The following is a 24,833-nucleotide window of genomic DNA, read 5'->3' as shown; positions in this document are numbered from 1 at the left end:
CTCCCGCGCAAAGGATTTGCCAATGAGCAATCTATACGACAGCAACAGGCTCGGCGGTCTGTCAAAATTAGTGACGCTCATCTGGCCCTCGAGTGCGCCGGATACTGAATTGGCTCTCCAACTCAATGCGCGAGTGATCGCTCAATTGAATACGCCTTGGGGGTTGGGGCTCAACAGCTATCGGCAACCGCCGTTTCAGCCGGATGCAATCGCTGCTGCCGGCTGGCAAGACCCACGCAGCCCACGTGATTTCGTTGTCGAATTGCTGCGTGTGCTGGATCGTCATGCATGGACGATTGCTTCGCGGTTCTTTTCCGATCTCGATAACGAAAACGCGCAGTCAGTTCTGCTTCAGGTGCTCGGCGACAAAACCGCGTCCGATGAGGTCGCTTCGAAGGCCTTCGCATTGATCCGACAGGTCATCTATGACGCGCTTTTTGTGAGTACTGCCGAGCATAAAGCACTCGGTTGGCAATGGCTCGATCAATCGGACGCTCGCACGCAGCCAGACAATCGCGCTATTACCTAGGAGCTGACAGCATGAGCAGAGATTACGATCTGATTGTTGTCGGGGGCGGCTGGACCGGCGCTGTCATTGCCACCGATGCCTGTCGCAACGGCTTAAAGACACTCGTTCTCGAAAAAGGTGAGATCACCAGCCTTATAGGCACCGATATTTTTTACAAATCACGGTCGCCGGGCTTTCCGGCAAAGCGTCTGCCCGATCCAGTGCAGGAAACCTTCACGCTCAGACACGAACGGACCGGCCAATCCTTTCCTATGCGAACGCTGGGCACCTTTCTGGCCGGGCGCGGACTTGGCGGCGCAGGTCTGATGTGGGGCGGCATCAGTGCGCGCTTCCATCCTCATGGCTTTACCTCCAAGACCCATTATGGCGATCTCCTTCAACAACCTTGGGCTGAAGATCTCGACTACCGCGACTGGCCAATTGGCTACGATGACCTCGAACCGCACTATACTTGGGCCGAAGCAGTTCTCGGTGTCGCCTCAACCAGAGGTCTGCCGTCCGAAAATTACAAACGCTCCCATTCTTTGCCCGGAAAGCCACTCGATCTTTCTCCGAAGCTGGCGCATCTGGCCAAGGCGGCATCGGAAATCGGCCTGACCGTAACGGAAAACCCAAATGCGCTCAGTCTGGAACCCTATACGAACCCGCTTGGCATTACACGCAACGTCAATCCGCAACACGGCTATTCACTTGCCACACCGTTGAATACCCTGTGGCCTGCCGCCGTTGCGACGGGCAACCTTGACTTGCGTTCGGGTCACGTTCATCGCGTCCTGCATTCCGGTGGCCGCGCAAACGGCGTCACCTATACCGACGAACATGGTGGGCGGCAGACGGTTCTTGCGCCGATGGTGGCCCTGTGCAGTTGGACATTGAACAACGTTCGGCTGCTGCTCTTATCCAGGATCGGCAAAGCTTATTCACCCAACGAAGGGGGGCTAGTCGGACGCCATTACGCCAATCATATCGGTGTATCGTCGCAAGGATTTCTACCTGAACCGATATTTGAAGAACCTTCCTCAAAAATCGCCGGATGGGCAAACTCGGATTTCGATCCGGGGCGTGACAAAACGGCAAACTATGTCGGCGGCACCCGTATACAGGTAACAGGTCTCTATAATCTCCAGCGCGAGCTCCCGACCGTACCTGACAATGCACCCCAATGGGGAACCGGATGGCAAAAAGCTCTCAAGCAGCATGTGGGGCGCGCTGTCAGTGTAGCGATGCTTGGGGAAGTGGCACCGCACAAGCATCGTTATCTGGATATCGACACTACCTATCGCGATGCATGGGGCGATCCGTTGCTACGGTTGAACTTCGACTGGCAGCCCAATGACCGCAACATGGTAAGCGCCGTTGGGACCACTCTGGACAATATCCTCAAACAGGCCGGAGCAGACGTTAGCAAAACCGGCACACAACTGCCCGAACATTACGATACCGTTCATTGTACCAATTCTCATGCGACCGGGGGCGCCATCATGGGCAGCGATCCAGCTTCATCCGTGGTCGATTCAAACCTCCAGTCCTGGGACGTGCGCGGGCTCTGGGTCGTAGGAGCTTCCGCCTTTCCGACCAGCCCCGCCCCAAACCCGACCTTAACCGTTATTGCGCTCGCTCAACGTGCCGCCCAATCCCTTGTGCGACAGTCAGCCAACCTCTCATCTTCAGTCACAGCATAGTTTACGCAGGAGATAGTCCATGCAGCTTTCCATGAACAGACGCCATTTCCTTATCGGCACAGCAATCGCAGGAGCAACGCTTTATACGGGATCGGCGGGTGCAGCGACAGGAACGATTTCACTGACCGATCCACTGCCGACGGATATTCCGAAGGGAACAAAACTTCGCATCGCCGATCAAAATGAAACCAATGTCACGCTGTTGCGGCTTTCGGGCGGGCTTGCGGAATTGGAAAAAGATGTTGAAATTGAATGGCAAAACTTCAATGGCAACAATTTCGTTCTTGAATCGTTGCGTGTGGGGGCTGCCGATGTCGGCTGGGGTGCGGATATCGCCACTGCTTTCGGTCGGGCACAGGGCACCGAACTCTACAATATCGGCTATACACGAAATACCCGCGACTATTATGGCTTCTACACCGCGCCCGGTCGCGGCGACATTACTTCCGTCAGCCAGTTGAAAGGCAAGAAGATTGCCTATCCAAAGGGCACGATGATGTCTGTCTATATTCTGAAGGTGCTCGACGTCGCCGGCCTGAAACCCAGCGATGTACAGCTCATCAATATAGCAGTACCCGACATTGCCGATGCGTTTCGGGCAGGTGAAGTGGATGCAGCCGTACTTGTGGCGGCACTCCGCCTGAAGCTTGAAGCGGAACTGAAGGACGAAGGGGTTCATCTGCTGCCGGAAGGTATCAATCAGGGCAGCGGCCTCAGCCCGATTTATGCGGTCCGCAGCGCGCTTGAAGACCCCGGCAAAGCGGCAGCGATTGCCAAATTTGCCCGCTTGTGGACTGCCGCTCAGCTCTACAAGGACGACCATCTCGATGAGTATGCGGAAGCCGTCTATGTCAAGCTGCGCAATTACGATCCCGCGACGGCGCGCAAGCTGGCCGGACTGGAAGGCAAGACGGAAGTGCCGCATCTCGACGCCAATCTGGCCGCCGAACTGCAAAAGTCTGTCGATTTCATGATCGGAGCTGGTGAATTGCCGCAGGGCCTCAAGATCGCCGATTATTTCGACTATCGCTTCGACGCCATCAATCAGGCTGCCGCGAAGGAATATGCAGGCCTATGAGCGGTTGGGGTACGATCCGTGTCGAGACACAAAAGCCGATGCCCTTCCTGAAACTGCTGGGCCCTGTGCTTCTGCTTCTGATATGGGCAGCAGCATCGGCGGCTGGGGTTCTGGATCCCAGAACCCTGCCCGCCCCCTGGGAGGTGGTGGCAAGAGCGTGGCAATTGCTGGCCGATGGCGTATTGCAGAAGGCGTTACGCGCCTCTCTCTACAGGTCGATCACCGGGCTCAGTCTGGGTGTGTTATTCGGCATCGTTTTCGCTCTCATTTCCGGACTCAGCCGCTGGGGCGAAGCTCTCGTAGATGGGCCCTTGCAGATATGGCGGGCAACGCCGGTTCTGGCCGTGATTCCGCTTGCCATTTACTGGCTGGGTCTTGGTGAACAGATGAAGATTACCCTCATCTGCCTGACCACGATGATACCGGTCTATATCAACACGTCGGCTGCAATCGCAGGCGTCGACAAGCGTTATGTGGAGCTGGCCTATACGGTTCGGCTGACGCATTGGGAGTTTGTCTGGCAGGTCGTCTTGCCCGGTGCTTTGCCGGGGTTCTTCACCGGTCTGCGCCTGTCAGCCGTCAGCGCCTGGCTGGTTCTGGTCGTCGTCGAGCAATCCAACACCATCAGCGGCCTCGGATATATGGTCGGTGAAGCGCGTCAGAACGGTCAGGTCGATATCATCGCCGTCGGGCTGGTCGTCTATGCCTTGCTCGGCCTCACAACCGATACTGTTCTCAGACACATTGAAACGAAGGTGCTCTCATGGCGCAAGACTTTCCGCTGACAGCGCAGAAAAATGGCGTCAAGGTACGGGGGCTAACCAGACGTTTCGAAGGCCGAATCGTACTCGACAATATCGACCTGACAATCGCACCCGGCGAATTCGTTGCATTGCTCGGTCATAGCGGTTCCGGCAAGAGCACGATGCTGCGCGCTTTGGCTGGCCTCGACCCCGATATGAAGGCGGGCTGACGGTTCCTGACGCCACCAGCGTGATCTTTCAGGATGCGCGCCTTTTGCCGTGGCAGCGCGTGCTGCCGAACATCAAGCTTGGAGTCAGATCCGACAAGCGTCACGACCTTGCCCTGTCGGCTCTGCGCGAAGTCGGGCTTGCCGGGCGCGAACAAGCCTGGCCGGGCGATCTGTCGGGCGGTGAACAGCAACGCGTGGCGTTGGCGCGCGCACTGGTGCGGGAGCCGGAGCTTTTGCTGGCGGACGAACCTTTCGGAGCGCTCGATGCCTTGACCAAGATCGTGATGCACAAACTGCTCCGCGATCTGTGTGCAGCCCACGCGCCCGCAGTCCTGCTGGTCACACACGACGTCGATGAAGCCATTATTCTGGCCGACAGAACCATCGTGTTGCATGACGGACGGATCGTGCTGGACGAGCCGGTCAAGCTGCCACCGTCCCGAAGCCGGGCCGAACCTGAGTTCATTCGTCACCGGTCAAGGCTTCTCGAAGCGCTGGGCGTTTCCGCTCATTGAGGCCGAAAACAAAATACCGGTGGATGACCTCCACCGGCACAGGCCTGAGTTTTACAATTTCGATCAATTCGCAATTTCGAAAATCTTGCCCGGATTCATGATCCCGATTGGGTCGATCGACTGTTTGATCAACGCCATGAGGTCTACGGCATCGCCATGTTCCTCACGCAGATAGGCCATCTTGCCGGTGCCCACACCATGTTCACCGGTGCAGGTTCCGCCGACAGCAATGGCCTTTCGCACCATCTTCTTGTTGATCTTTGCGACTTCCTCCAGTTCCGCTGCACTGTCGGGATCGACAGCAAAGACGACATGGAAGTTGCCGTCGCCCACATGCCCAAGAATGGCCGCAGGCACGCTGCAATTCTCCAGCAGCTTGCGCGTGTCGAGAATGACATTACCCAGTTCCGAAACCGGCACGCACACATCCGACGACCAGCCCTTGGCTTTCGAACGCTGCGAAACCACCGCGTAAAAGGCATTGTGCCGCGCCTTCCAGAGCCGGTTGCGTTCCTCAGACGAACTGGCCCATTCGAAATCGCGTCCGCCATTGCCCTTCACGATATCCTGCACCAGGCACACCTGCTCTTCAACACTGCCCGGGGACCCGTGAAACTCAAAGGCAAGCGTATCCTCGACCTTCAAATCGAGACCCGAATAACGATTGACGGCAGCGATCAATCCACGGTCCATAAGCTCCATACGGGCAACGGGAATACCCAATTGGACAACGGCGATAGCCGTCTCCACCGCCTGCTCGACATCTTCGAAGGAGCAGAGTGCTGCCGAGATACTTTCCGGAATACCGTGCAGGCGCAAAGTGACTTCGGTGATAATGCCAAGCGTGCCTTCCGAACCGACAAAAAGCCGCGTCAGGTCGTAACCTGCGGAGGATTTGCGGGCGCGGGTTCCGGTGTGGACAATGCGTCCGTCAGGCAGAACGACCGTCAGCGCCAGAACATTTTCGCGCATCGTGCCATAACGGACCGCGTTCGTGCCGGAAGCGCGTGTCGCCGACATGCCGCCTATCGAGGCATTGGCACCCGGATCGATGGGAAAAAACAGTCCCTGATCGCGCAGATGGGCGTTCAGTTCTTCGCGTGTGACACCGGCTTGTACCATACAGTCGAGATCAGACGGGCTGACCCGCACGATAGCGTTCATCCGCGACAGATCGAGCGAAATACCGCCGCGAACCGCAATCAGATGCCCTTCCAGCGATGTACCCGCTCCGAAAGCGATTATCGGCACATGATGCGCGGCGCACAGCTTGACGGCGAATGAGACTTCTTCCGTGCTCTGCGCGAAGACGACCCCATCGGGCACGACACCCGTATGGTGGGATTCACCGCGGCTATGCTGCTCGCGAACGGCTTTCGATAGCGAAAAACGGTCACCGAACCGCCTGGACAGCGCATCGGTGAATTCTTGTGGGAGCGCGCTCATAGGCTAGCCTCCGTGGTATATAGGGGATGTATCTCGTTCAATCGCCGGGTGCATGGGCGCATCCCGGCGTTCGAAGATGGAAAGGGTTCTGGCGAGGCGGAACTCGCCGGTCAACCCGCCGCTTTTCAGGCCGCCGCTTTGATCTTCTCCAGATGGCGCTCCAGAAATGGCAGGCTGTCCTGCCCCCAATAGAGTTCGCCTTCGAAGCGAAATGTCGGCAAGCCGAAGACACCGCGCGACTTTGCTTCTTCGTAATTGGATTTCCATGTTGCCTGAATATCCGCAGCACCGGCCCGCTCTTCCAGAGCTGCCGCATCGAAGCCAGCCGCATCGAGAATATGACACCGAACTTCCGCCTGACCGATGTCCAGACCGTCTTCCCAGAATGCCTTCTGAAGCACGGCGGTCAAGCGGGCCCAATCACCGCCATCCAGAATATGCCCGATGACGAGAAAGCCCGCGGGCGTCGGATCGGACAGACCGGCACGATCCTGCAATTTCAAGGTCTTGCCGCGCACCGCAGCCCAGCGGCTCAAATCGGTCAGCCAATAAGCGCGACGCGCCTCTGGACGGTTACGGGAATAGATCGCCCCATTTTCTTCAATCAGGGAAATCGGCACCGGTCGAATACCGATATTGAACCGCCGGGAAATCTCCAGCAGGGGAGCAAGACCGAGATAGGCCCAGGGTGAACCGATCCCGAAATAATATTCAATGACAGCCATTTCAGTTGTTTCCATTCGCTTGCCGGAAGGACCAGTCGAACACGTCGAGGGCCGCATCCTTGGCAGCGAGAACCTGGGTTGGATTGCGATTGACGGCGACCGTCGCCAGAGCGCCCTCGTAAAGAAGCGCGAGATGCGCGACCGGTGCGGCTTCGGAAATCCCGGCAGCAGCTAGAATCCGTGCGAATATGTCCCGGACGGAGCGCTTGTGTTCGCGCGCGATGGAAACGACCCGTTCGGACTCGCCGTGTTCAGCAACCGCCAGCGCAAAGGCACAGCCCCGAAACTCAGGACTATCCGCCTTTTCATGCAGCCGCTCGAAAATGATGCGTAGCTGATGGCGCGGTTCGGGTATATCGACGAGGACATCTTCCAGCGACTGAAGAACACGCTCATGCCGCTCGCTCAGATAAGCGGCGACAAGATGTTCCTTCGACGGAAAATGGCGATAAAGCGTAGCCTTGGCGACGCTTGCTTCCTCGATGATACGGTCCACGCCAACGGCGCGGATGCCCTCCTTATAGAACAGTGCACCTGCCACGTTTAGAATTTGGTCGCGAATTGAAGCTCTCATTCAGCTTTCCGAAGGATCGGTTCCCTTTATTGATTGTGGCGAAAGGCCCGCATGAAAGCGGGCCCTTCCAGTTACCTCTTACGCAGCACGTGCAACGCGATCGATGATGACTTCGATGTCGTCAAGTGTAATCGAACCCGGCTGTCCGCCCGCGAGTGCCAAACGTGCAGCCGCTTCCTGCACGGCGCTGTTATAAGGCGTCTCGACGTTATGAATTCGTCCGAGCTGGACGATTTCGCCGTTAAGGTAATCGACCTCGTTGGGAACGCCACGCACAAAACTCTGCCATGTCGATTGCTGGCCGGGCTTGATGCCGCTATCCGGCGCAGCACCCCAACCCGCAAGGCTGACGCGCCGTTCCGACGCATCGGCAATGTCATAGGCCGCCGCCTTCAGAACGCTTGTTGCTTCTTGAGACAGACGGTCGGCGAAAACCGACACCGCATCCGCTTCGCCGGAGAAAATCTCCAGCACATTCTTCACATTGTAGACCAGTTTCGCCGCTTTCCAGCGCCGCACATCGGATCGGACTTCCGTCAGATAATTGGCCTGAGCCAGATCGGCCCCGATCTTTCGCGCTGTCTCGTTTTCGCCCGATGGATAGACACCGAGGACCACCGCCCCCACCTGAGGCGAACCGCCGGCAACGACAGTGCCAACTTCGGTAAAGCGCGCCGGTGTAAGGATGCTCGCGCCATAAACATGCGCGAAGCGTCGGCTCGCCACGGCCTCGGCAGCCAGACCGTTTTGAAGCGTGACGAGCGGCAGCCTGAACCCAGCCGTTTCCGGGCTGTCCTTCAGGGTCTGACGTGACCAGAAAGCCGTCGCCGTCTCTACATCCTGCGCCTTCACGGCGAGGATCAGGACATCGTCCGTGGTCAGTGCAGGGGGCTCCTGTGTGTCATAGGCATTCAACCTGACAGTCTGGGTGCCGGAAGGCCGCTGAAAGGTCAGCCCATGCGAGCGGATATGACGGATCTGCTCGCCGCGACCGACAAGGGCGTAATCGATGCCGACACTTTGAAACTGGGCGGCGAGACTGGCGCCAACTGCGCCAGCGCCGATGATGACATAGCGGGTCATGATAGCGTCCTTATTGCGTGGCCAGCGAATCCTTGAGATTCGCTTCGAAATTGATCTTTTTCAACGTGTCGAGAATCGTATCGCCATAACGGTTATCGTAGGCGAACGATGCGTCAATCGCCTTGCTCAGCGCGCCGAAGCCGTAAACGACCTCAGCGATGCTGCGTGCCTCGTCGATCCGTGCCTCATCGATGGGTTGCGGCAGGACACGCGTGTAGGACCAGATGAAATCGGCGTTTTCCGGCGTCAGCTTGCGAACCTTGATCAACGCCTCCTTGGCCTCCTTTGGATGACGGTTGTACCAGTCCTGATATTCGACATAACGACGGACAAGATCGCGAATGGCCGCGTCTTTCGCCGGGTCGGCCAGCGATTTTGAATTGGCGAGCAACCCGCCCGGGCTTCCCGGACCGACATCGCCGCTCTTGGCAATCACCGTCGCACCGTTTTTGATAGCTGGACCGTAGAAATCGATTGCCCCGGAAACCAGATCGACTTCGCCGTGCAGCAAAGCCAGCGCGCCCGCTTCATTGTTCAGCGTCACTGGCACGACATCCTTGGGCGTCAGGCCGAGATGCTTCAACGATTGGAGATAGAGGAGATAGTTGGTTGCGCCTGGCGACGATGCCCAACGCTTGCCGCGCACGGCATCGGCTGTCAGCTTCGTTATGCCGGAGTCCTTGGATGCCACGGTGACGAAGCGTTCGTGATTAACCGGATCGGCAGTCGCCGCAACCACTATCGACTTGTAAGGCACCGTGTCCTTTGTCCAGTCAGGATTGGCCGCAGCCTGTGCCTGAATGGCTGTGAACTGCGCGAAGTAGCTGACATCGACCTTGCCTGCCGAAAGTGCGGTCGCGTTCTCGACAGCATTCGGAAAGGTTGCAAATTCGATCTTATAAGGCGCATCCTTCCAGATGCCCGACGCTTCCCATGTTGGTTGTAGTTCCTGACCGTTCTGGCCGATCACAAGCGTAACCTGCTTTGCTTCTTCGGCCAGACCGGGCTGCACGATAACGGTGGCCAGTGAGAATGCCGAAAGGCTTAATGTCAGGGCGCGGAGAAGCTGCGCCTTCGCCCGCAGACCTTCACTGTTTTTCTTAGACAAGATAGAGTTCATATATCGAAATTCCTTATAATGGAGCTTTTAGCTGTCATTGTGTATCGTCAGTCGTTTCCGGAACGGAAACGCCAAGCTCACGGAGCAGCCGGTGCCGCAGCGATGCAGTTTCCTCAGAGGCCCGTTCCTGCGCGGATCGGTTTCGGACGAGTTGTGGCGGCACGGCGATATCGAGCGAGAACCGGCCATTTTTCAGCACTAGAATGCGATCGGCCAGAAGAATGGCTTCGTCCACATCGTGCGTGACGATCAACACGGTAGGCTGATGTTCGCGCCAGAGACCCTCGACCAGCGCGTGCATCCGAATGCGGGTCAGCGCATCGAGTGCTGCAAAAGGTTCGTCCAGAAGCAACAAGGTCGGCGCCCGCACCAGCGCTCGGGCGAGAGCAACGCGTTGCGCCTCGCCGCCCGAAAGATGTTTCGGCCAGGAGTCGGCCTTGGCTTCGAGGCCGACTTCCGCCAGCGCCTTGCGAGCGACGGCGCGTGCATTACCCTTGATACGGGCACCAAGCAGCACATTGCGCCAGGCCCGGCGGAACGGCAGAAGACGGTGTTCCTGAAAGACGACCGAACGATTTTGCGCCACGCGAACATCGCCGTCATTGGCGTGGTCAAGGCCGGCGAGAATGCGCAGGAAGGTCGTCTTGCCGGAACCAGAAGCCCCCAGCAGGGCGACGAACTCGCCCTGCCCGATTGTCAGATCGACATGATCCAGAATGGTTTGATCACCGAATTTCTTCGAGACCTGGCCAAGAGATGCAACCGGGGACACCACAGGAGGTGTAATTGGCGTATGGATTTTCTGAACAGCCTCTTCCACTGGCTGAAAAGCCAAGGCGCTGTCGTTTCTGACGAGGGGATGGACGTTGGCGGCAATGGACATTCGATTATCTCCACGGCAGGACGAGCTTTTCGATGGCACGCATGATCAGGTCGATCAGAACGCCCAGCACGGCGTAGACGAGAACGCAGGCCACGATCAGGTCGATGCGCATGGCGCCGCTTGCGACAAATATCAGATAGCCGATGCCGGCACGGCTGTTGGTCTGCTCGGCAACGATGAGCGCCAGGAGCGAGACACCCATGGCATAGCGTATGCCCACCAGCACGCCGGGGAGTGCCGCCGGCAGCAGAACCTGCCAGGTAATCTCAAGGGGTGAAAGCCCGAACGTTCTCGCGGCTTCCACCAGCTTGCTGTCAACGTTGCGAACACCCGCATAGGTATTAAGATAAGCGGGGAACACGCAGGCGAGCGTGATGAGCAAGATTTTCGGGGCTTCCCCGATCCCGAACCAGATGATGAAGAGCGGAACCAGCGAAATGAACGGCACGAGGCGGACAATCTGGAAAGAAGAGTCAAACACTTCTTCCGCCAGACGCGACAGCCCGGTCCACAAACCGAAGGCGATCCCGATAAGGAGTCCCAGTCCCAAGCCGGCACCGGCCCGAAGCAACGATGCCGGTAAAGCGGCCTGAAAATCACCCGTATCGACGAGTTCGGCAAAGGCGCTGACGACCTCCCCCGGCGAGGGGAAGGTCTGTGAATGGATCAGGCCCGTAGCACTGCCGATCTGCCAGACAGCAAGTGCTGCCACCGGCAATACGAACCGCAGCAGATTCCGGGGCGCGAGCAGGCGCGCAGGAGCCAGCGTTTGTTGCGGCCTGGTGTCGAGTTTCTGGAGAACGACCGTGCTCATGGACAACCTATCAGGCGGCTGCCGCGCGGACGACGGAAACGGCGACCGACTGCTGTTCGCCGAGACCGCTGACGGCGGCGCGAATACGGTCGCCGGATTTCAAGGCCAGCTTTTCGGTCCCGTGAACGCGATCCGGGCTACCCGTCAAGATCACGTCGCCCGGCAGCAGGCGCAGCTTGCGCGACAGACGGGCAATTAGTTCCGGCACGGCGAAGATCAGATCGTTGGTATTGCCACGCTGAACCGGCGTGCCGTTGAAGTCGAGTTCAATGCCGAGATTGCCAAGGTCGCCCGCTTCGTCGAGCGAAACGAGTTCCGGGCCAATCGGTGTGAAGGCGGCCAGCGACTTGGACGGGTTGAGATAGGTTGCGCCGGGATTGCCCTCAAGCGTCGGCACCCTCACCACCGATGCGGGATCGAGAAGGTCCTGCGCCACGGTTGCGCCGGCCAGATAATCTAGAGCATCGCGTTCGTTGATCTCAAAACCTTCGCGCTTGATCACGACAGCCAGTTCGGCCTCAGTGAGAACCGCTTCGCTCGGCAGCGGGATTTCGTCATTGGGACCGGCAAGCGAAGTCAGGAATTTTGCGAACACACCGGGTTCGGTCGGGGTCTTCAGCCCGGAATGGCGAACATGCGTGTGATAATTCAGGCCAACACCGATGATCTGGCGCGGAGCGGAAACCGGCGAGCCGATCCGCTTGCCCTGCGAGCGAGCTTCTTCCGCAGAACGGGTAGCCGATGTCGCCCATTCGACGAATGCATCCCACTGCGCATAGATTGCCTGCGGATCGGACGCAAAGCGTCCATCGCTGGCCTTGGCGACATCGAGAATGCCATCGGCAAGAATAAGCTTGAGGCGGCCGGAGTCATTGAGAATACGGGTCATTGAGCAGTTCCTTTGTTTGGAGCGTACCGGTTCAGGCTTTCGGTACCGAGGGTGAGAAGGACGGAATCTTCCTGTGGCGAATGGATGCGAGAACACAGCACATCGCGGAAATGGCGTTCGATGGAATTGGCACGGGAAATTCCCGGATTGCCGAGCGCCTTGGCAGCAAGCTCGACGGCACGGATGAGCGAGGCCGAGATCGCAGCCTTGGCCGCAATCACACGACGGAAAGCCGTCTCGTCGCCTGCATCCATCCGATCCGCAAAATGAAACAGCAGCGATTCCGCCTGAATGATATTCAGCTCGATTTCGCCAGCAACCGTGCGAATACGTTCCGTGGTTGCGATGGGCCGACCGAGACCGGATGGCACGCGATGATGGGCAAAGCGCGCAAATGCATCCTGTGCGGCTCTGGCGACACCGAGATAAAGCGACTGGATCAGCAGCACGGTCGGTGCGACGGCGCGCGCGTCCTGCTTCGTCTCGGCAGTGATGACTTCCGGATTGACGATATGGTCATGCGGCACCAGCACGTCGTCATAGACCACATCGTGGCTCTGCGTCGCGCGCAGACCGAGATGATCCCAGACCGGTACGATCTCAATGCCCGGTGCCTTGGCGGGAACCACAAATTCCGCAACGCGCGGCGTCGCTTCGTCAGTCACCGCCCAGGGCAGATGATAGCTGAGGCCCGTCGAGCCGGTGCAAAACGTCTTGCGCCCTGACAGTACCCAACCCTCGCTGCTATAGCGCGCCTTGGTTGCCGGAAGCCCGCCACGGGCGGGCGCCCCGAGGTCCGGCTCTGCCCGAAATGCATTGATCAATGTTGGGCGTTCGTAGGATTCGGCCAGAAGCTGACGGTACAAATGCGGAGCGACCGCCCGCTTGTTGCCGCCGACCTGCGCGGCATGGAATTGCAGATTCATCAGCATGATCAACGCCGCCGACGGATCGCCATATCCAACCGTCGAAACGAGGCGTACCAGTTCTGCGACACCGATGGATCGCCCGCCATGTTCAGGCCGAACCGTCGCCGTCAGAATGCCGGCATCGTGCAGCAGGGCGATTGCTTCCGAGGGGAACGACCCGTCCGCGTCGTGAACCGGCGCATATTCGGCAATTGCCTGGACAATTCCGTCCGGGGCATCGAGCCTGTCGAGTTGCAGCGGGCGCACGTCGGGCGTGGCCAGACTCACAACCCTGGGATGGGCTTGTGGAGGCGTCATGTCTTCGTCCTGTGAATGCTGAAATTTATATGCCAGCCGGTTTCGCTTATTCCGCCGCCACAGTGGACGGGCCGAGGCCGCGTTCCGCCAGACCGGCTCTCACCAGCGGCAGAACATAACGCCCGTAATCGATGGCATCGTAGAGATTGTCGTAGCCGCGAATGGAGATGAGTTCGGCTCCAAGATCGACATAATCGAGAATGACACGGGCAACCGTTTCGGGACTACCGACCAGCGCCGTGGAGGCACCGCGCGCACCGGTGGCAACGACCGGAGCGAACCACAGCGCCTTGTCGTGCACCTCCGACTGAGAAGCGAGTTCGAGCAAACGCTGCGACCCGATGTTTTGCGGCTGGAGGCGATTGGCCCCACCAAGATTGGCGTTCAGGCGATCCAGAATACGATGCGCCTTGGCCCAGGCCAGCTCGTCCGTTTCCGCGATGATCGGACGGAAAGTAACCCAGATACGCGGACGATCCGAACGGCCTGCCTTGGCGGCTTCCGCGTTCACATTGTCGATCTGCTGGCGTGTCGCTGCAAGCGGCTCGCCCCACAGGCCGAAAATATTGCCTTCCTTGCCGCCGATCCGATAGGCATCGGGAGACGAACCGCCCACCGAAACAGGGATGTTGGCCTGGACCGGGCGAACGGCGCTGCGGAAGTTCTTGAACTGATAATATTTGCCATCAAAGTCGAAAGGCTCGGTCGCCGACCAGATGCGTTTGATAATGCCGATATATTCTTCCAGTCGCTCATAGCGCTCGGTCTTGGACAGGAAGTCACCTTCCTGCGCCTGATCGGCATCGCTGCCGCCTGCGATAAAATGCACCACGACACGTCCGCCCGACAACTGATCGAGCGTCGCCAAAGCCTTGGCCGCGACCGTCGGGTAAATTGTGTTGGGACGAAGCGCGATGATGATCTTCAAGCGCGTCGTGTTCGCGGCAATCGTCGCGCCTATCGTGAAATTGTCGAATGAAGAGGAGTCATACGGGACCAGCGTATAGTTGAAACCGGCATCTTCGAGAGCCTTCGCATAGCGAACCAGATATTGCGGATCGACAGGAGACCCCGGAACGGGATTTATATCGGTCGATGCGTTAGGGTATGTAATACTTATGAATTCTACAGACATCTTGCACGCTCGCTGAAAACGCTGGTCGTTGATAGCGATACGTTAGAGGCGCAGACTCAAAAAGAGAACAACCTGTCTTTCTATATTATACAGATTTAGTAGATTATATTTCCAACCGAGCATCCGCCAGCTTCAAACATGTAATCAAAGGGATATGGGTGAAATTGCAACCGCGGGCATGACGTGCCCCTGTTAAAATGGTCCGGGATTTTAATGGCCAGCCCGGACCACCAAACCAAGCACCTCAATATTAATACTCGGGTACAAGAACTATCGACCCCGCTGTCCTGCGGGCCTCAAGATCGGTATGAACAGACACAAGCTGGTCCAAGGACCGCTGCGTAATATGGTCAACCCGCATCTCACCGGAAACTAGCCGTCGAAACAGCTCTTCCGATCGTCTTTCCAGGTCACTTCTTTCAGCGATATAATCGAACAGCACAGGCCGGATCGCGGACAAAGATCCTCTTGCAAGATGAGACAGTTCGAAACCTTGAATAGGCCCTGAAGACTGCCCGAAGTTCACAAAGACGCCAAAACGTTGCAAACATTGCAGCGAGCCGCGCCAAGTGTCTTTTCCAACGCTGTCATAGACAACAGCACAGCCCAGGCCTTTCGTGATCAACTGAACTTCCGACACGAAATCTTTTTCACGATAGTTGATGACGTGATCATATTCATGATCACGTGCCAGAACGACCTTATCTTCAGACCCCACCGTGCCGATCGTCTTGGCTCCCAAGGTCTTCAACCATTGTCCAAGCAAAAGCCCCACACCGCCTGCGGCAGCATGGACGAGAATAACATCACCCGGCTTTACTGCATAAGACGACGTAATGAGATATTGCGCAGTCAGGCCCTTCAACATGGCGCTTGCCGCTACAACATCACTCAATCCGTCAGGTATGATCACAAGCTGAGATGCCGGCAGATTGCGCAGGGTGCAATAAGCACCGTGTTGCGTGACATAAGCGACGCGGTCTCCCGGCAAGAATCCGTTCACCCCCTGTCCCACGGCTGTGACAACACCTGTGGCTTCCGCTCCGGGAACCATTGTCGATTGGGGCCACGGATAGAGACCGCTGCGGTAGTAGGTGTCTAGGAAGTTGACCCCGATCGCCGTATGGCGCAGCTGAACCTCGCCCGGCCCAGGTTGAGGAACATCAATTTCAGTCCATTCAAGAACTTCTGGGCCGCCCGGCTTACGCGCGACATAGGCATAAGCTTCACTCATTGAATGCCCTCAGCTCTTGATATCAAACTCTGGATCGACAGGAATTTGCAGGGCCGTCACGATATGGTTGGTTTGGGCCGCCAAACCAATGATCGCAAGCAGTTCACCATGTTGCGCATCGGTCATCCCCTTGGCACGCGCTGACGCTGTGTGAGAGTGAACGCAATACTGGCAGCCATTGGCTGTCGATACGGCGATATAAATCATCTCTCGCACAACGGGATCGAGAGCTCCCGGTGCAACCATGATCGATTTGAGCTGTTCCCAGACGCGCTTCAAATTAGCAGGATCATTGGCAAGACCACGCCAGAAATTGTTGACGAAATCTGATTTTCTGGTTGCGCGTATATCATCGAAAACGGCTTTAACTGCCGCATCCTTCTCAACGTCCGCATCACTCAACAGTCTGACAGTGGCCATAGTCTTTCTCCTCAGGCGTGCGCCCATTCCCAATAGAAACTGCGGGTGCGTTTGGTGGCAGTTCCGTAGTCAAAGCGGCCTTAATGTACTGCCGCATACATGATCTTTTCTTCCGTTGTCTCTGCTGGCGAGAACTCCTCAACAATGCGTCCCTGTCTGCAAACAAGAATTCGGTCGGAAAGATTCATGATTTCAGGTAGATAAGACGAGATCACGACGACAGCCAATCCTGCATCCGCCAACTCGTTAATCAACTGATGGATTTCAGCAATCGCGCCCACATCCACGCCACGTGTCGGCTCATCAAAAATCACCAGGCGAGGCTCCTGAACCAGACCTTTACCTATAACGACCTTCTGTTGATTGCCGCCGGACAGTTCAACCACCCGGGCATTGTCATTGATCGCGCGGATATTGAGCTGCTTGATCCATTGCGAGGAAAGCGCCTGCATTTCCTTCAGGCTTACGATGCTCGATTGTTCTTTATCGGCAGCCAGAACACCCGCAAAAAGGTTTTCCGCAATCGACATAGTTTCAAAAAAACCTTCGCTTTTCCGGTCTTCAGTAATGTAGACGATCCCCGATTTAACGGCTTCGCGCGGCACATAATAGCGAACTGGTTTATCATCGAGTTCTATGGTGCCTCCGCGCAGAAAGTCTCGCTTGTAAATCCCGGAAATGACTTTGAATGTTTCGGTCCGGCCAGACCCAATCAACCCAAAGACGCCGGTGATCTGTCCCTCAAAGATAGAAAACGAGTTGTTGCGGACCGCACTCCCCATGGAGATATCTTGAACCGACAGTATTTTTCGGCCCGCATGACGCAAACCCGACGCATCTCGTTGGCGATATAGGTCGCCCGAAAGAGAACGACCGACCATGGCAGCCACGATCTTTTCGCGGTTGAAATCTTCAACCGCACCGCTTGCGACCAATTCTCCATCACGCAGGATCGTGATCCTGTCCGAAATCATCAGCGCTTCTTCCAGCGCATGGCTGATGAACACAATCGAAACACCCTTGGCTTTCAACCGTCGGATCAGCGCAAAGAAATGGCGCTTTTCTTCGGGCGTTAGCGTTGCTGTCGGCTCATCGAAGATGATGACTTTTGCATTGTGGTGTACAGCACGGGCAATCTCGACCATCTGCTTTTTGGCCGCTCCGAGCGTTTCCACCATCGCAGTCGGATCTACGGAAAAGCTCAGCGACTGTAAAAATTGTTGCGCTGAGATATAGATCCCTCGGAGACGATTAAGGAATTTTTCAGACCCGAGATAGAGGTTCTGCGCAACTGTCATGGAAGGTACCAGACTGGTCTCCTGAAAGACCATTGCGACGCCTGCTTCCAAAGCTTCATTCGGCGATGAAAAATGAACTTCCTTTCCATTGTAAATCACGACGCCCGAGGTCGGTTCAACGACACCGGCAATCATCTTGGTGAGGGTCGATTTTCCGGCCCCATTTTCACCAAGCAACGAGTGAACCTCGCCGCGTTTCAGTCTGAAATCGACATTCTTCACAGCGGGAACGCCACGATATTCCTTGGTGACGTTCTTCAGTTCGACAACAATATCGTCTGCCTGAGCCATCAGTGCACCTTCTCATGGCTATGATCGACCGATCCTGCATCAACAACACAGTCGCCGCCCTTGCTGGCGACCAGCAACCGTCCGTTGCGTTCTATAACGCTGCAGGTACCATGGCGTTGGCCATTGGCTCGGCTATGATAGCTGAGAACCGGTTGGAACTGCTTGTCGAGCCGTACGACAAGTCCATAGGACCTGCTTGGAGCCCATGGTTTATGAACACCCATGGTTTTGATGCCACCGCATTGCAGTGGTTCGAGAAAACTGCGTCCAGATGACAATGCGGGCGCAATCCAGAATTCCTGCGGAACCTGATCAATCATATCATTACGGTAATGTCTCTCCTGCAAAACAAGCTCGATCAGTCGATTGCGCGGTGCAAAAAACGCCAGCCACGCACCATCACCTGATGCTGGCGACAAGCGGGCGGGATAACCCGGCAACTTGTCAGCAACGATGCGTTTTTCGCCTGTCTCTGCGTCGAGAAAGACCAAGCGGTGCTTCCAGCTCTCACTAAAGACCACGCCACCGGTGGTCGGCAAAAGCCCATAAGGATAAGCAAGTCCCGAAGCGACTTGCTGAAACTGTGTAGCGCCAACAGCCCGCCTCCAGATGGAGCCTGACGAGCCATGGCGCATCAAATCGGCTGACCAATTGGCTGCCGAGTGATCCGCAGACCCATTGGCCAACCACAAGGTTCCATCCACAGCATAGCTGAGAGCTGTGATACAACCAATCTTCGCAGACAAAGGCTGCTCGTGATTGTTGATGAGGAGTTTCCCGGTTTCAAGGGCCACAGCGAGTTCACCAGAAGGTCCAGACGCGAGGCTCGTCACCGGGGTAGAAAAGCGCTCGACGACTTCAGGCGCGTTGTTGGCGGTCAGCCGGAAAACAGCGTTCCCGCTCGAAGCAAGAAGCGCGCTGCCTGATAAAACAAGATTATCAGCCTCGTTGAGGCTTGCAAAAACGGAAGCCTCATCAAGAAGGGTATTGGGACGGAACGCACCGTCAAGCGGAGGTATTGTCACAGCCTTGCCGCGGAAGAAATCCAGGATCGGATCAAGGATCATTGTTTTTCTCCCCAGTACGAGGCAGGACCTGTCCAGTCCGTGGCAGCACCGGCGATCTTATAGCGACCGATACGGTTGTTCAGGATACCGCCGACAAAGAGATAACCCTTATGTTCGCGCATTGAAGTTACCATAGGGTGCGAGACACCCGACAAATCGCCCAGCGTATCGATGGTCTTTCCCGTTTCATCAAACTTCACCACACCGCCAGTGTTAATATTCGGGAACAGCCATTCATCCTGTGGCAAGCGGCGCGTCATGCGCTTGCGCATATCAGGATGGCGCAGTGATAGATCAAAGCTTGGCGTGCGCATGCCGAGCCACGCCATCCAGTAGCTTCCATCAGATGCGCGATTGATATTGTCCGGATAGCCGGGCATGTCTTTGATGACACATTCAGCCGTTCCTGCCTTTGGTCCTTCCAGCCAATAGCGATGTACCCTGCAGGCCCAGCTTTCGGCAAAATAGATCGACTTTCCGTCATGGGCCACACAGACACCGTTGGTATAACGATAGCCATCCAGAAGTGTTTTCGTCGAACCGTCTTTGGGGTCATAAACCAGAAGCCGTCCAGTCGGACGGTTCTCAATGGAATCGAGCGCCCAGTCATGAGCGTCATAGCGTTTGGTTGAATCGGTGAAATATATGCGTCCGTCCGGGGCAATGTCACAATCATTGGGATCACGCAAGCGCGCGTCATCTACAATAGACGTCAATGAGCGCGCGGTCTCTGCCGACAGTTTCTTCACTTCCCGCTCTGGCGAAATAGAGTACAGGCCCATCGCTCCGACACAGGAAATCAGATTGCCAGCCTTGTCAAAGGCAAGTCCGAGCGGAAAGCCGCCGACGTGAGCAAAGACTTCCGAACGCGAGTAGTCTGGAGCAAAGAAGCGGATAATCTCTCCATGGCGAGTTCCGCAATAAAGGTTGTCGTCGCGATCAAGAATGACGTCTTCCGGTCCTTCGAGCTCGCCGAGACCGATATAATCCGTCCTTGAGAGGCGGTCATCCAGTTCATATGGTGTGCCGGAGCCCGGCGAGGCAGACAAAGTCTCGCCCATTTTGAGGTAAACTGGTGCTACATAAATCTCATTGAGAACTTTGTGACGGTTCTTCAACCAGCGAATATCGACTGTGACAGCAACGGCGAGCATGACGCCCAGAACAAGCTGCGTCGTGCCTGTCCCGTAACCGAGACGAATGAGCCCATTGGTCATGACGAGAACAATGATCGCACCCATCATGCCCTTCACGACGGAGCCGCGGCCGCCACCCAGACTGTTCCCACCAACCACCGCGGCGGTAAGCGCCAGAATTTCGAGGTTCAGGCCTGTACCGGGTCCAACACCGCTCAAACGACAAGCAATGAGAAAGCCTGCGAGAGACGCGCACAATCCCGAGAAGACATAGGTGAAGAATACCGTCCGACGTACACGGATACCGGCGTTGTGCGCAGAACGGCGGGAACCGCCGACAGCCAGAATATGCCAGCCTGGCCGCGATCGCGTAAGAACGATATGTGTGATGATAGCCATCAGAATCGCAGCAATCACCGACGCGGAGAAACCGAAAATAGTTTCGTCACCGATGAAATCCCAAACATCGGAGGAAGCGAGAGACGTTTGCACGGCAGCAGCAAAATTCACGACGAGAATATCGTATATGGCGCGACCAATAATAAATGTCACCAGTGTAGTGATAAACGCACGCAGCCTTAAAATGCCAACCAGATACCCATTGAGAGCACCATAGACTACGCCGGTAGCAATGGAAGCGAGCAGCGCTAGCCAGACCGGCTGCTCGAAGATAAAGAATACGGTGACAGCAGAGAACGCAGAAAGCGCGAAGATCGATCCGACTGATAAATCAATACCACCGCCCAACATGACAACCGTGAGCCCTGTGACCACCAGAGAGAACTCACCCAACTGGCGCGTGGATTCCTGTAAGGACGAGATCTTGAAGAACCCTGATACCTGGGATCCAAAAAGTGCAATCGTTGCCACAAGCACGGCAAAGGGAATGGCGTTATCAGTCCAGCGTTTTGTCAGCACCTCACCGATCAGATGATCAGGAATGTAGTTGTAGCGCCAAGCCTTGGTACGTTCTCGTAACGACATAGGGACTTCCGGAATTTTGATGTGTAGCGCCAAAGATCAGATCGCCATGCGCCAAAGAAATGCGCGTGGCGATCTGTCGGTTTTTCAATCAGCCCCGGCAATTCGCTAGCCGGTTAAGCCGCAATTATTGAGCAGCTTGTGCCTGCAATGCCTTGACGTCCCAGCAACTGGCCGGATTGAGATCCTTTTTGGTCGTCGCCTTTTCAAGCGTGTAAATATAGGTGTGCGACGTTCCCGCAGGCTGCCCGCTTTGCAGAAGGAACTTGATAATCGCATTGATATCCCCCGATTGGCGCGCGAGATCTGTCATCACGACGGCGCCATAGGTGTTATCTTCCAGCCGATCGCAATCCGCAGTCTTTTCACCGCCGCCCGTCGTCACAAGAAAGATCTTGTCCTGAAGCTTGGCATCGCGGATTGCAGCGGCAGTTCCTGTAGCGTCGCCGTCCCAAAAATCGATAATGCCGCAAATGTCTGGATGCTGCTGCAAGATTGTGGTTGTTGCATTGCGTGCTGTCGTGGCGTCCCAGTTGGAGTCTGGTTTAGCAACGACCTGGAAGTCAGGGTACTTTTCAAGAACTTTGGTGATACCCGCATATTGGTAGAGACTTGATGCGTTGACCTGATCTCCTTGGATGAGGGCAATCTTCTTTGAGGAATTTGGACCGCAGCCCTTTATAACCGCTTCGGCTTCAAGCTGCCCCAGACGATCCCAATCGGAGCCGATGAAGGCATCGACTGCATAATTGACCGGATTATCTATAGCGATGACGTAAATTCCTGCTGCCTGCGCCTTCTTGAAGAGCTTGGCATAGGAGTTGAGATCGGGCGATTGTACGACGAGCACGTCAGGCTTGGTATCCGACGCAATGGCTTCGGTGATGGCCTGCGCACCTGCTTCGGCACTCCAGTTTGGATCGCGTGTTTCAAAGACACCACCGAACCCCTCAACTTCACTTTTGAGGTAAGCGGCCCATCCTTGCGCCAGGTCGAAACCCATCGTCATAGGCACGAGCAAAACACGCTTGCCCTTGAGCGCCTTTTCATAAGCGGCCGGGCCTGGATCTTCGGCTGCCTTTGCCATTTGCACGGATAGAACCGTGGACATGATGGCGGTTGCCGCCAGAATTGCCCTGAAAAGCTTCATAATGTCCCTTCTCCTTTGAACAGCCATTCCGACTGTCTTGAAACCGATTATATGTCGCCCTGCTGCGCTGTCTGTTCATCACGCGGATTGATAATGCCGTCGATGATGATAGCGGCCAGCAGAATGGTGGATTTGATGAGGTTCTGATAAAGCAGCGGAATATCGAGAATAGTCATGGCATTGAGCAGGATGCCAATCAGTGCAGCTCCGACGAGAACATTGCGCACGCCACCCTTGCCGCCAGACAAGCCGATACCGCCGATGACCGCAACCAGAACGATGTCATAGAGCAAAGTGGAATTAACGACCCGCGTATTGATTGAATGCAGGCTTGCCGCAGTTAGAAGACCCGCAGCAAAACCGATCAGTGCGGAAAGCACATAGCGTAACACGATCATGGGGCGAACAGGCATACCGGAATTGCGAGCCGCAACGGGGTTGTCGCCCGCATAATAGACGTATCTTCCCCATTTCGTGAAACGCAGAAATGCAAAAATAGCCAGACTTAAACCCGCGAAGATAAACACTTCGACGGGGATGTCGAAGTAACGAAGGCCGCCCAATAGTTCAAGCCAATGACCGCTAGGAACAGGCACTGCGTCTTGCGTAATGAGCTGTGAGCGAACATAGCCAAAGACGAAAGAGCCGCTTGCAAGCGTGACAAAGATCGCTGGCACTTCCGCATAGGCAACGAGAAATCCATTGAGTAGACCGATGCCCACAACGCCCGCCAGAACGAAGGCTATTGCCATGGCGTCGGATGTCCCCGCCCCCAATAGTTGCAAATACCACGCGACCGACATCGCCATGATCGCCACGGTCGAAAGGTCAATCCCTCGTCCGATGATCACGATGGCCATGCCCAAGGCCAATATGCCCAGAACCGAAACGGAGCGGATGACGGCAATCAGATTTTCGGCTGTCAGAAACCCGGGCAAAGCAAGGGAAGCCGCGATGAACATGACAATCGCCAGCGCAAGAACTATTCTCTCTTGATTGATGACGCCCCAAGCAGACTTTTGCATTTGCCCAACCCCTTCTAACCCAATGCAATGTCCTGCTTTGTGGTTCAGAAAGCGAAGGTAATCGGTGCGAAATCAATCCGTCCAATGAATAATTTTATCAAATATCAATGCGAAATTGGAATAGGTTATGCGCTCAGGTGAATTCTTAGCCTGCTCATGAATAGATGGGTCGAATCCGATCAGATAGTCTCGGCGAGGACGTGATCCTTTAAAGCTTCAACGAAACGCATCCCGTATTCGGGCAGAGGCGCCGCATAGCTCCACATCGCGCATATATCAAAGTAAACCCGCTGCCCCTTCAAAGTAATCGGTTTTCCGATCAACGGCGGCCCAAATTTGACGGCAGAAGAAGGAACAACGGCCACGCCAATACCGCCCTCGGCCATTGAGAACAATGTATGCGGCGAATAACTCTCGAGCACGATTGTGGGTGCTATGCCAGCGAGTTTACAGGCGGCGTCAAAGACTTCACGCGATGCGTGGCGCTGATTAAGTGTAAGGATTGGCAGGCGCAGGAAGTCATTCAATTCGATGGACTGGGCTTCATCGGATAAAAACTCCTCTGTCGCGACAGCTAGAAAGCTCAACCGCCCGAGGGAAACCGATTCAAAAAGATCTACTGGCGCGAGAGGGCGCGCGCTGATCGTCAAATGAACAGCGCCCGCCCGCAACTTATCAGCCAGTTCTGGTCCGCCGCCATCTTCAATGCGAATGCTTACACCTGGATTCTCCCGGCTCCAGTTTTTGATGAAATTCGGTGAATAACGTTCAATGAGTTGCGAACAGGCACCCAATTTCAAGACACCGCTCTCGCCGCTACCGAGGTTGTCGGCCAGCACCCTAAGGCTGCGATCCGCCAGAACAATGTCGTTCACTTTCTCAAGAAGAGCGTCGCCATGGGCCGTGAGCCGGACATTCCGCCCGCTTTTCTCGAAGAGTTCGACACCCAGATAATCTTCAAGCCCCTTGATCTGACGTGACAACGCAGACTGGGTGATATTGAGCCGCTGTGCGGCAAGTGTAAAATTCATTAATTCCGCAGCCGCGACAAATCCATTGAAATTACGAATATCCAAGTGGCCCCGCCTCTCTTATTCTTACGTTTCTAAGGCTGAGCTTATACGCTAGCGCGAAAGCTTCAAGAAATCTGATTTCAATCTTAGAAACTATGCGTCGATGATGAAATCATCAGCCGAGATTGGCAACATGAATGAGGCACTGTACCCTTATAACCTGTGCGCAGATGCGTGTTGATCTATGATGCAGTGATTGCGCGGATTACAGGCCAGCGATATCGCGCCAGATAGTATTGGCGGTTTGGCGCAGCTCGCGATGAATGGCAGAGGTGAAGCGGTCACGGGGAAAATGATGAAGGTTGCAGATCGGGTCGTGAATGGATGCGAAACATTACAAATGTCGCGTTAACTTGAAGCGTAAGCGCTGTCCTGACCCCACCTTCCGGATCATCGCTTGATCATTGATGTTCAACCTCGAAAGAGGGCTAGGACATATGTCGATTTCAGAACTTACGCTTAAATCCAAGGATGAGCCGATACGCC

General features: G+C 55.9%; 22 protein-coding genes and 1 pseudogene. 5 read left to right on the top strand and 18 right to left on the bottom strand.

From position 1 onward, the window contains the following. Positions 1 to 22: 22 nt before the first annotated feature. The 5 genes and pseudogenes from ABWW11_RS25140 to ABWW11_RS25120 all read left to right on the top strand — a co-directional run bounded on the left by ABWW11_RS25140 (position 23) and on the right by ABWW11_RS25120 (position 4,777). Positions 23 to 529 (top strand): hypothetical protein, encoded by a 507-nt coding sequence (locus tag ABWW11_RS25140; protein WP_146200160.1) that lies wholly within the window; start codon positions 23 to 25, stop codon positions 527 to 529. An 11-nt stretch (positions 530 to 540) separates the two neighbouring features. After that, positions 541 to 2,211 (top strand): GMC family oxidoreductase, encoded by a 1,671-nt coding sequence (locus tag ABWW11_RS25135; protein ID WP_319080932.1) that lies wholly within the window; start codon positions 541 to 543, stop codon positions 2,209 to 2,211. Positions 2,212 to 2,230: 19 nt separating this feature from the next. Further along, positions 2,231 to 3,289, top strand: a complete 1,059-nt coding sequence (locus tag ABWW11_RS25130; protein WP_109366329.1) for an ABC transporter substrate-binding protein — start codon at positions 2,231 to 2,233, stop codon at positions 3,287 to 3,289. Beyond that, entirely contained in the window at positions 3,286 to 4,074 is a 789-nt protein-coding gene (locus tag ABWW11_RS25125) for an ABC transporter permease (RefSeq protein ID WP_109366330.1), read from the top strand. The genes ABWW11_RS25130 and ABWW11_RS25125 overlap by 4 nt, the downstream gene beginning before the upstream one ends. Further along, a pseudogene (locus ABWW11_RS25120) lies at positions 4,053 to 4,777 on the top strand (ABC transporter ATP-binding protein). The gene ABWW11_RS25125 and the pseudogene ABWW11_RS25120 overlap by 22 nt, the downstream one beginning before the upstream one ends. Positions 4,778 to 4,840: 63 nt before the next feature. On the opposite strand, the gene ABWW11_RS25115 reads toward ABWW11_RS25120, so the two are convergent. The 18 genes from ABWW11_RS25115 to ABWW11_RS25030 all read right to left on the bottom strand — a co-directional run bounded on the left by ABWW11_RS25115 (position 4,841) and on the right by ABWW11_RS25030 (position 24,350). After that, positions 4,841 to 6,223 (bottom strand): FAD-binding oxidoreductase, encoded by a 1,383-nt coding sequence (locus ABWW11_RS25115; protein ID WP_109366331.1) that lies wholly within the window; start codon positions 6,221 to 6,223, stop codon positions 4,841 to 4,843. A 125-nt stretch (positions 6,224 to 6,348) separates the two neighbouring features. Beyond that, the gene (locus tag ABWW11_RS25110; RefSeq protein ID WP_109366332.1) at positions 6,349 to 6,948 is read right to left on the bottom strand and encodes a 2-hydroxychromene-2-carboxylate isomerase; all 600 of its coding nucleotides are present in this window, start codon (positions 6,946 to 6,948) and stop codon (positions 6,349 to 6,351) included. Position 6,949: 1 nt separating this feature from the next. Next, complete coding sequence (locus tag ABWW11_RS25105) at positions 6,950 to 7,522, bottom strand: TetR/AcrR family transcriptional regulator (protein ID WP_109366333.1); 573 nt, start codon at positions 7,520 to 7,522, stop codon at positions 6,950 to 6,952. A gap of 78 nt (positions 7,523 to 7,600) precedes the next feature. Beyond that, a complete protein-coding gene (locus ABWW11_RS25100) occupies positions 7,601 to 8,605 on the bottom strand; it encodes a ketopantoate reductase family protein (protein WP_109366334.1) in 1,005 nt (334 codons plus the stop codon). Positions 8,606 to 8,615: 10 nt separating this feature from the next. Next, the gene (locus ABWW11_RS25095) at positions 8,616 to 9,713 is read right to left on the bottom strand and encodes a PhnD/SsuA/transferrin family substrate-binding protein (protein WP_167836150.1); all 1,098 of its coding nucleotides are present in this window, start codon (positions 9,711 to 9,713) and stop codon (positions 8,616 to 8,618) included. 46 nt (positions 9,714 to 9,759) lie between these two features. Continuing rightward, positions 9,760 to 10,608 (bottom strand): ABC transporter ATP-binding protein, encoded by an 849-nt coding sequence (locus ABWW11_RS25090; RefSeq protein ID WP_109366336.1) that lies wholly within the window; start codon positions 10,606 to 10,608, stop codon positions 9,760 to 9,762. A 4-nt stretch (positions 10,609 to 10,612) separates the two neighbouring features. Next, the gene (locus ABWW11_RS25085; RefSeq protein WP_109366337.1) at positions 10,613 to 11,422 is read right to left on the bottom strand and encodes an ABC transporter permease; all 810 of its coding nucleotides are present in this window, start codon (positions 11,420 to 11,422) and stop codon (positions 10,613 to 10,615) included. Between the two features lie 10 nt (positions 11,423 to 11,432). Next, a complete protein-coding gene (locus tag ABWW11_RS25080) occupies positions 11,433 to 12,311 on the bottom strand; it encodes a fumarylacetoacetate hydrolase family protein (RefSeq protein ID WP_121539339.1) in 879 nt (292 codons plus the stop codon). Continuing rightward, complete coding sequence (locus ABWW11_RS25075) at positions 12,308 to 13,537, bottom strand: acyl-CoA dehydrogenase family protein (RefSeq protein WP_210205542.1); 1,230 nt, start codon at positions 13,535 to 13,537, stop codon at positions 12,308 to 12,310. Before ABWW11_RS25075 ends, ABWW11_RS25080 begins: the two co-directional genes overlap by 4 nt. Positions 13,538 to 13,583: 46 nt before the next feature. Further along, entirely contained in the window at positions 13,584 to 14,672 is a 1,089-nt protein-coding gene (locus tag ABWW11_RS25070; RefSeq protein WP_109366339.1) for an LLM class flavin-dependent oxidoreductase, read from the bottom strand. A gap of 250 nt (positions 14,673 to 14,922) precedes the next feature. Further along, positions 14,923 to 15,906: a quinone oxidoreductase family protein gene (locus tag ABWW11_RS25065; protein WP_319080933.1), complete on the bottom strand. Its 984-nt coding sequence runs from the start codon at positions 15,904 to 15,906 to the stop codon at positions 14,923 to 14,925. Between the two features lie 9 nt (positions 15,907 to 15,915). Beyond that, positions 15,916 to 16,326, bottom strand: a complete 411-nt coding sequence (locus ABWW11_RS25060; RefSeq protein ID WP_109366341.1) for a carboxymuconolactone decarboxylase family protein — start codon at positions 16,324 to 16,326, stop codon at positions 15,916 to 15,918. A gap of 80 nt (positions 16,327 to 16,406) precedes the next feature. Then, complete coding sequence (locus ABWW11_RS25055; RefSeq protein WP_109366342.1) at positions 16,407 to 17,915, bottom strand: sugar ABC transporter ATP-binding protein; 1,509 nt, start codon at positions 17,913 to 17,915, stop codon at positions 16,407 to 16,409. Then, positions 17,915 to 18,982, bottom strand: coding sequence for a hypothetical protein (locus tag ABWW11_RS25050; protein ID WP_109366343.1), 1,068 nt, complete (start codon positions 18,980 to 18,982; stop codon positions 17,915 to 17,917). Before ABWW11_RS25050 ends, ABWW11_RS25055 begins: the two co-directional genes overlap by 1 nt. After that, positions 18,979 to 21,102, bottom strand: a complete 2,124-nt coding sequence (locus ABWW11_RS25045) for an ABC transporter permease (RefSeq protein WP_109366344.1) — start codon at positions 21,100 to 21,102, stop codon at positions 18,979 to 18,981. Before ABWW11_RS25045 ends, ABWW11_RS25050 begins: the two co-directional genes overlap by 4 nt. 124 nt (positions 21,103 to 21,226) lie before the next feature. Beyond that, positions 21,227 to 22,210, bottom strand: coding sequence for a sugar ABC transporter substrate-binding protein (locus ABWW11_RS25040; protein ID WP_371830844.1), 984 nt, complete (start codon positions 22,208 to 22,210; stop codon positions 21,227 to 21,229). Between the two features lie 86 nt (positions 22,211 to 22,296). Beyond that, positions 22,297 to 23,274 carry an ABC transporter permease gene (locus ABWW11_RS25035; protein WP_121539342.1) on the bottom strand — a complete coding sequence of 326 codons (978 nt, stop codon included), beginning with the start codon at positions 23,272 to 23,274 and terminating at the stop codon, positions 22,297 to 22,299. Positions 23,275 to 23,453: 179 nt separating this feature from the next. After that, on the bottom strand, positions 23,454 to 24,350 hold the full coding sequence (locus ABWW11_RS25030; protein ID WP_319080934.1) for a LysR family transcriptional regulator: 897 nt from the start codon (positions 24,348 to 24,350) through the stop codon (positions 23,454 to 23,456). Between the last annotated feature and the right edge of the window lie 483 nt (positions 24,351 to 24,833).

Origin of the sequence: Brucella sp. NBRC 113783 (assembly GCF_040372265.1) — a bacterium.
Taxonomy (GTDB): domain Bacteria; phylum Pseudomonadota; class Alphaproteobacteria; order Rhizobiales; family Rhizobiaceae; genus Brucella; species Brucella teleogrylli.
Note: the sequence above shows the minus strand (reverse complement) of the source record. Positions and strands in the feature narration are given on the sequence as shown.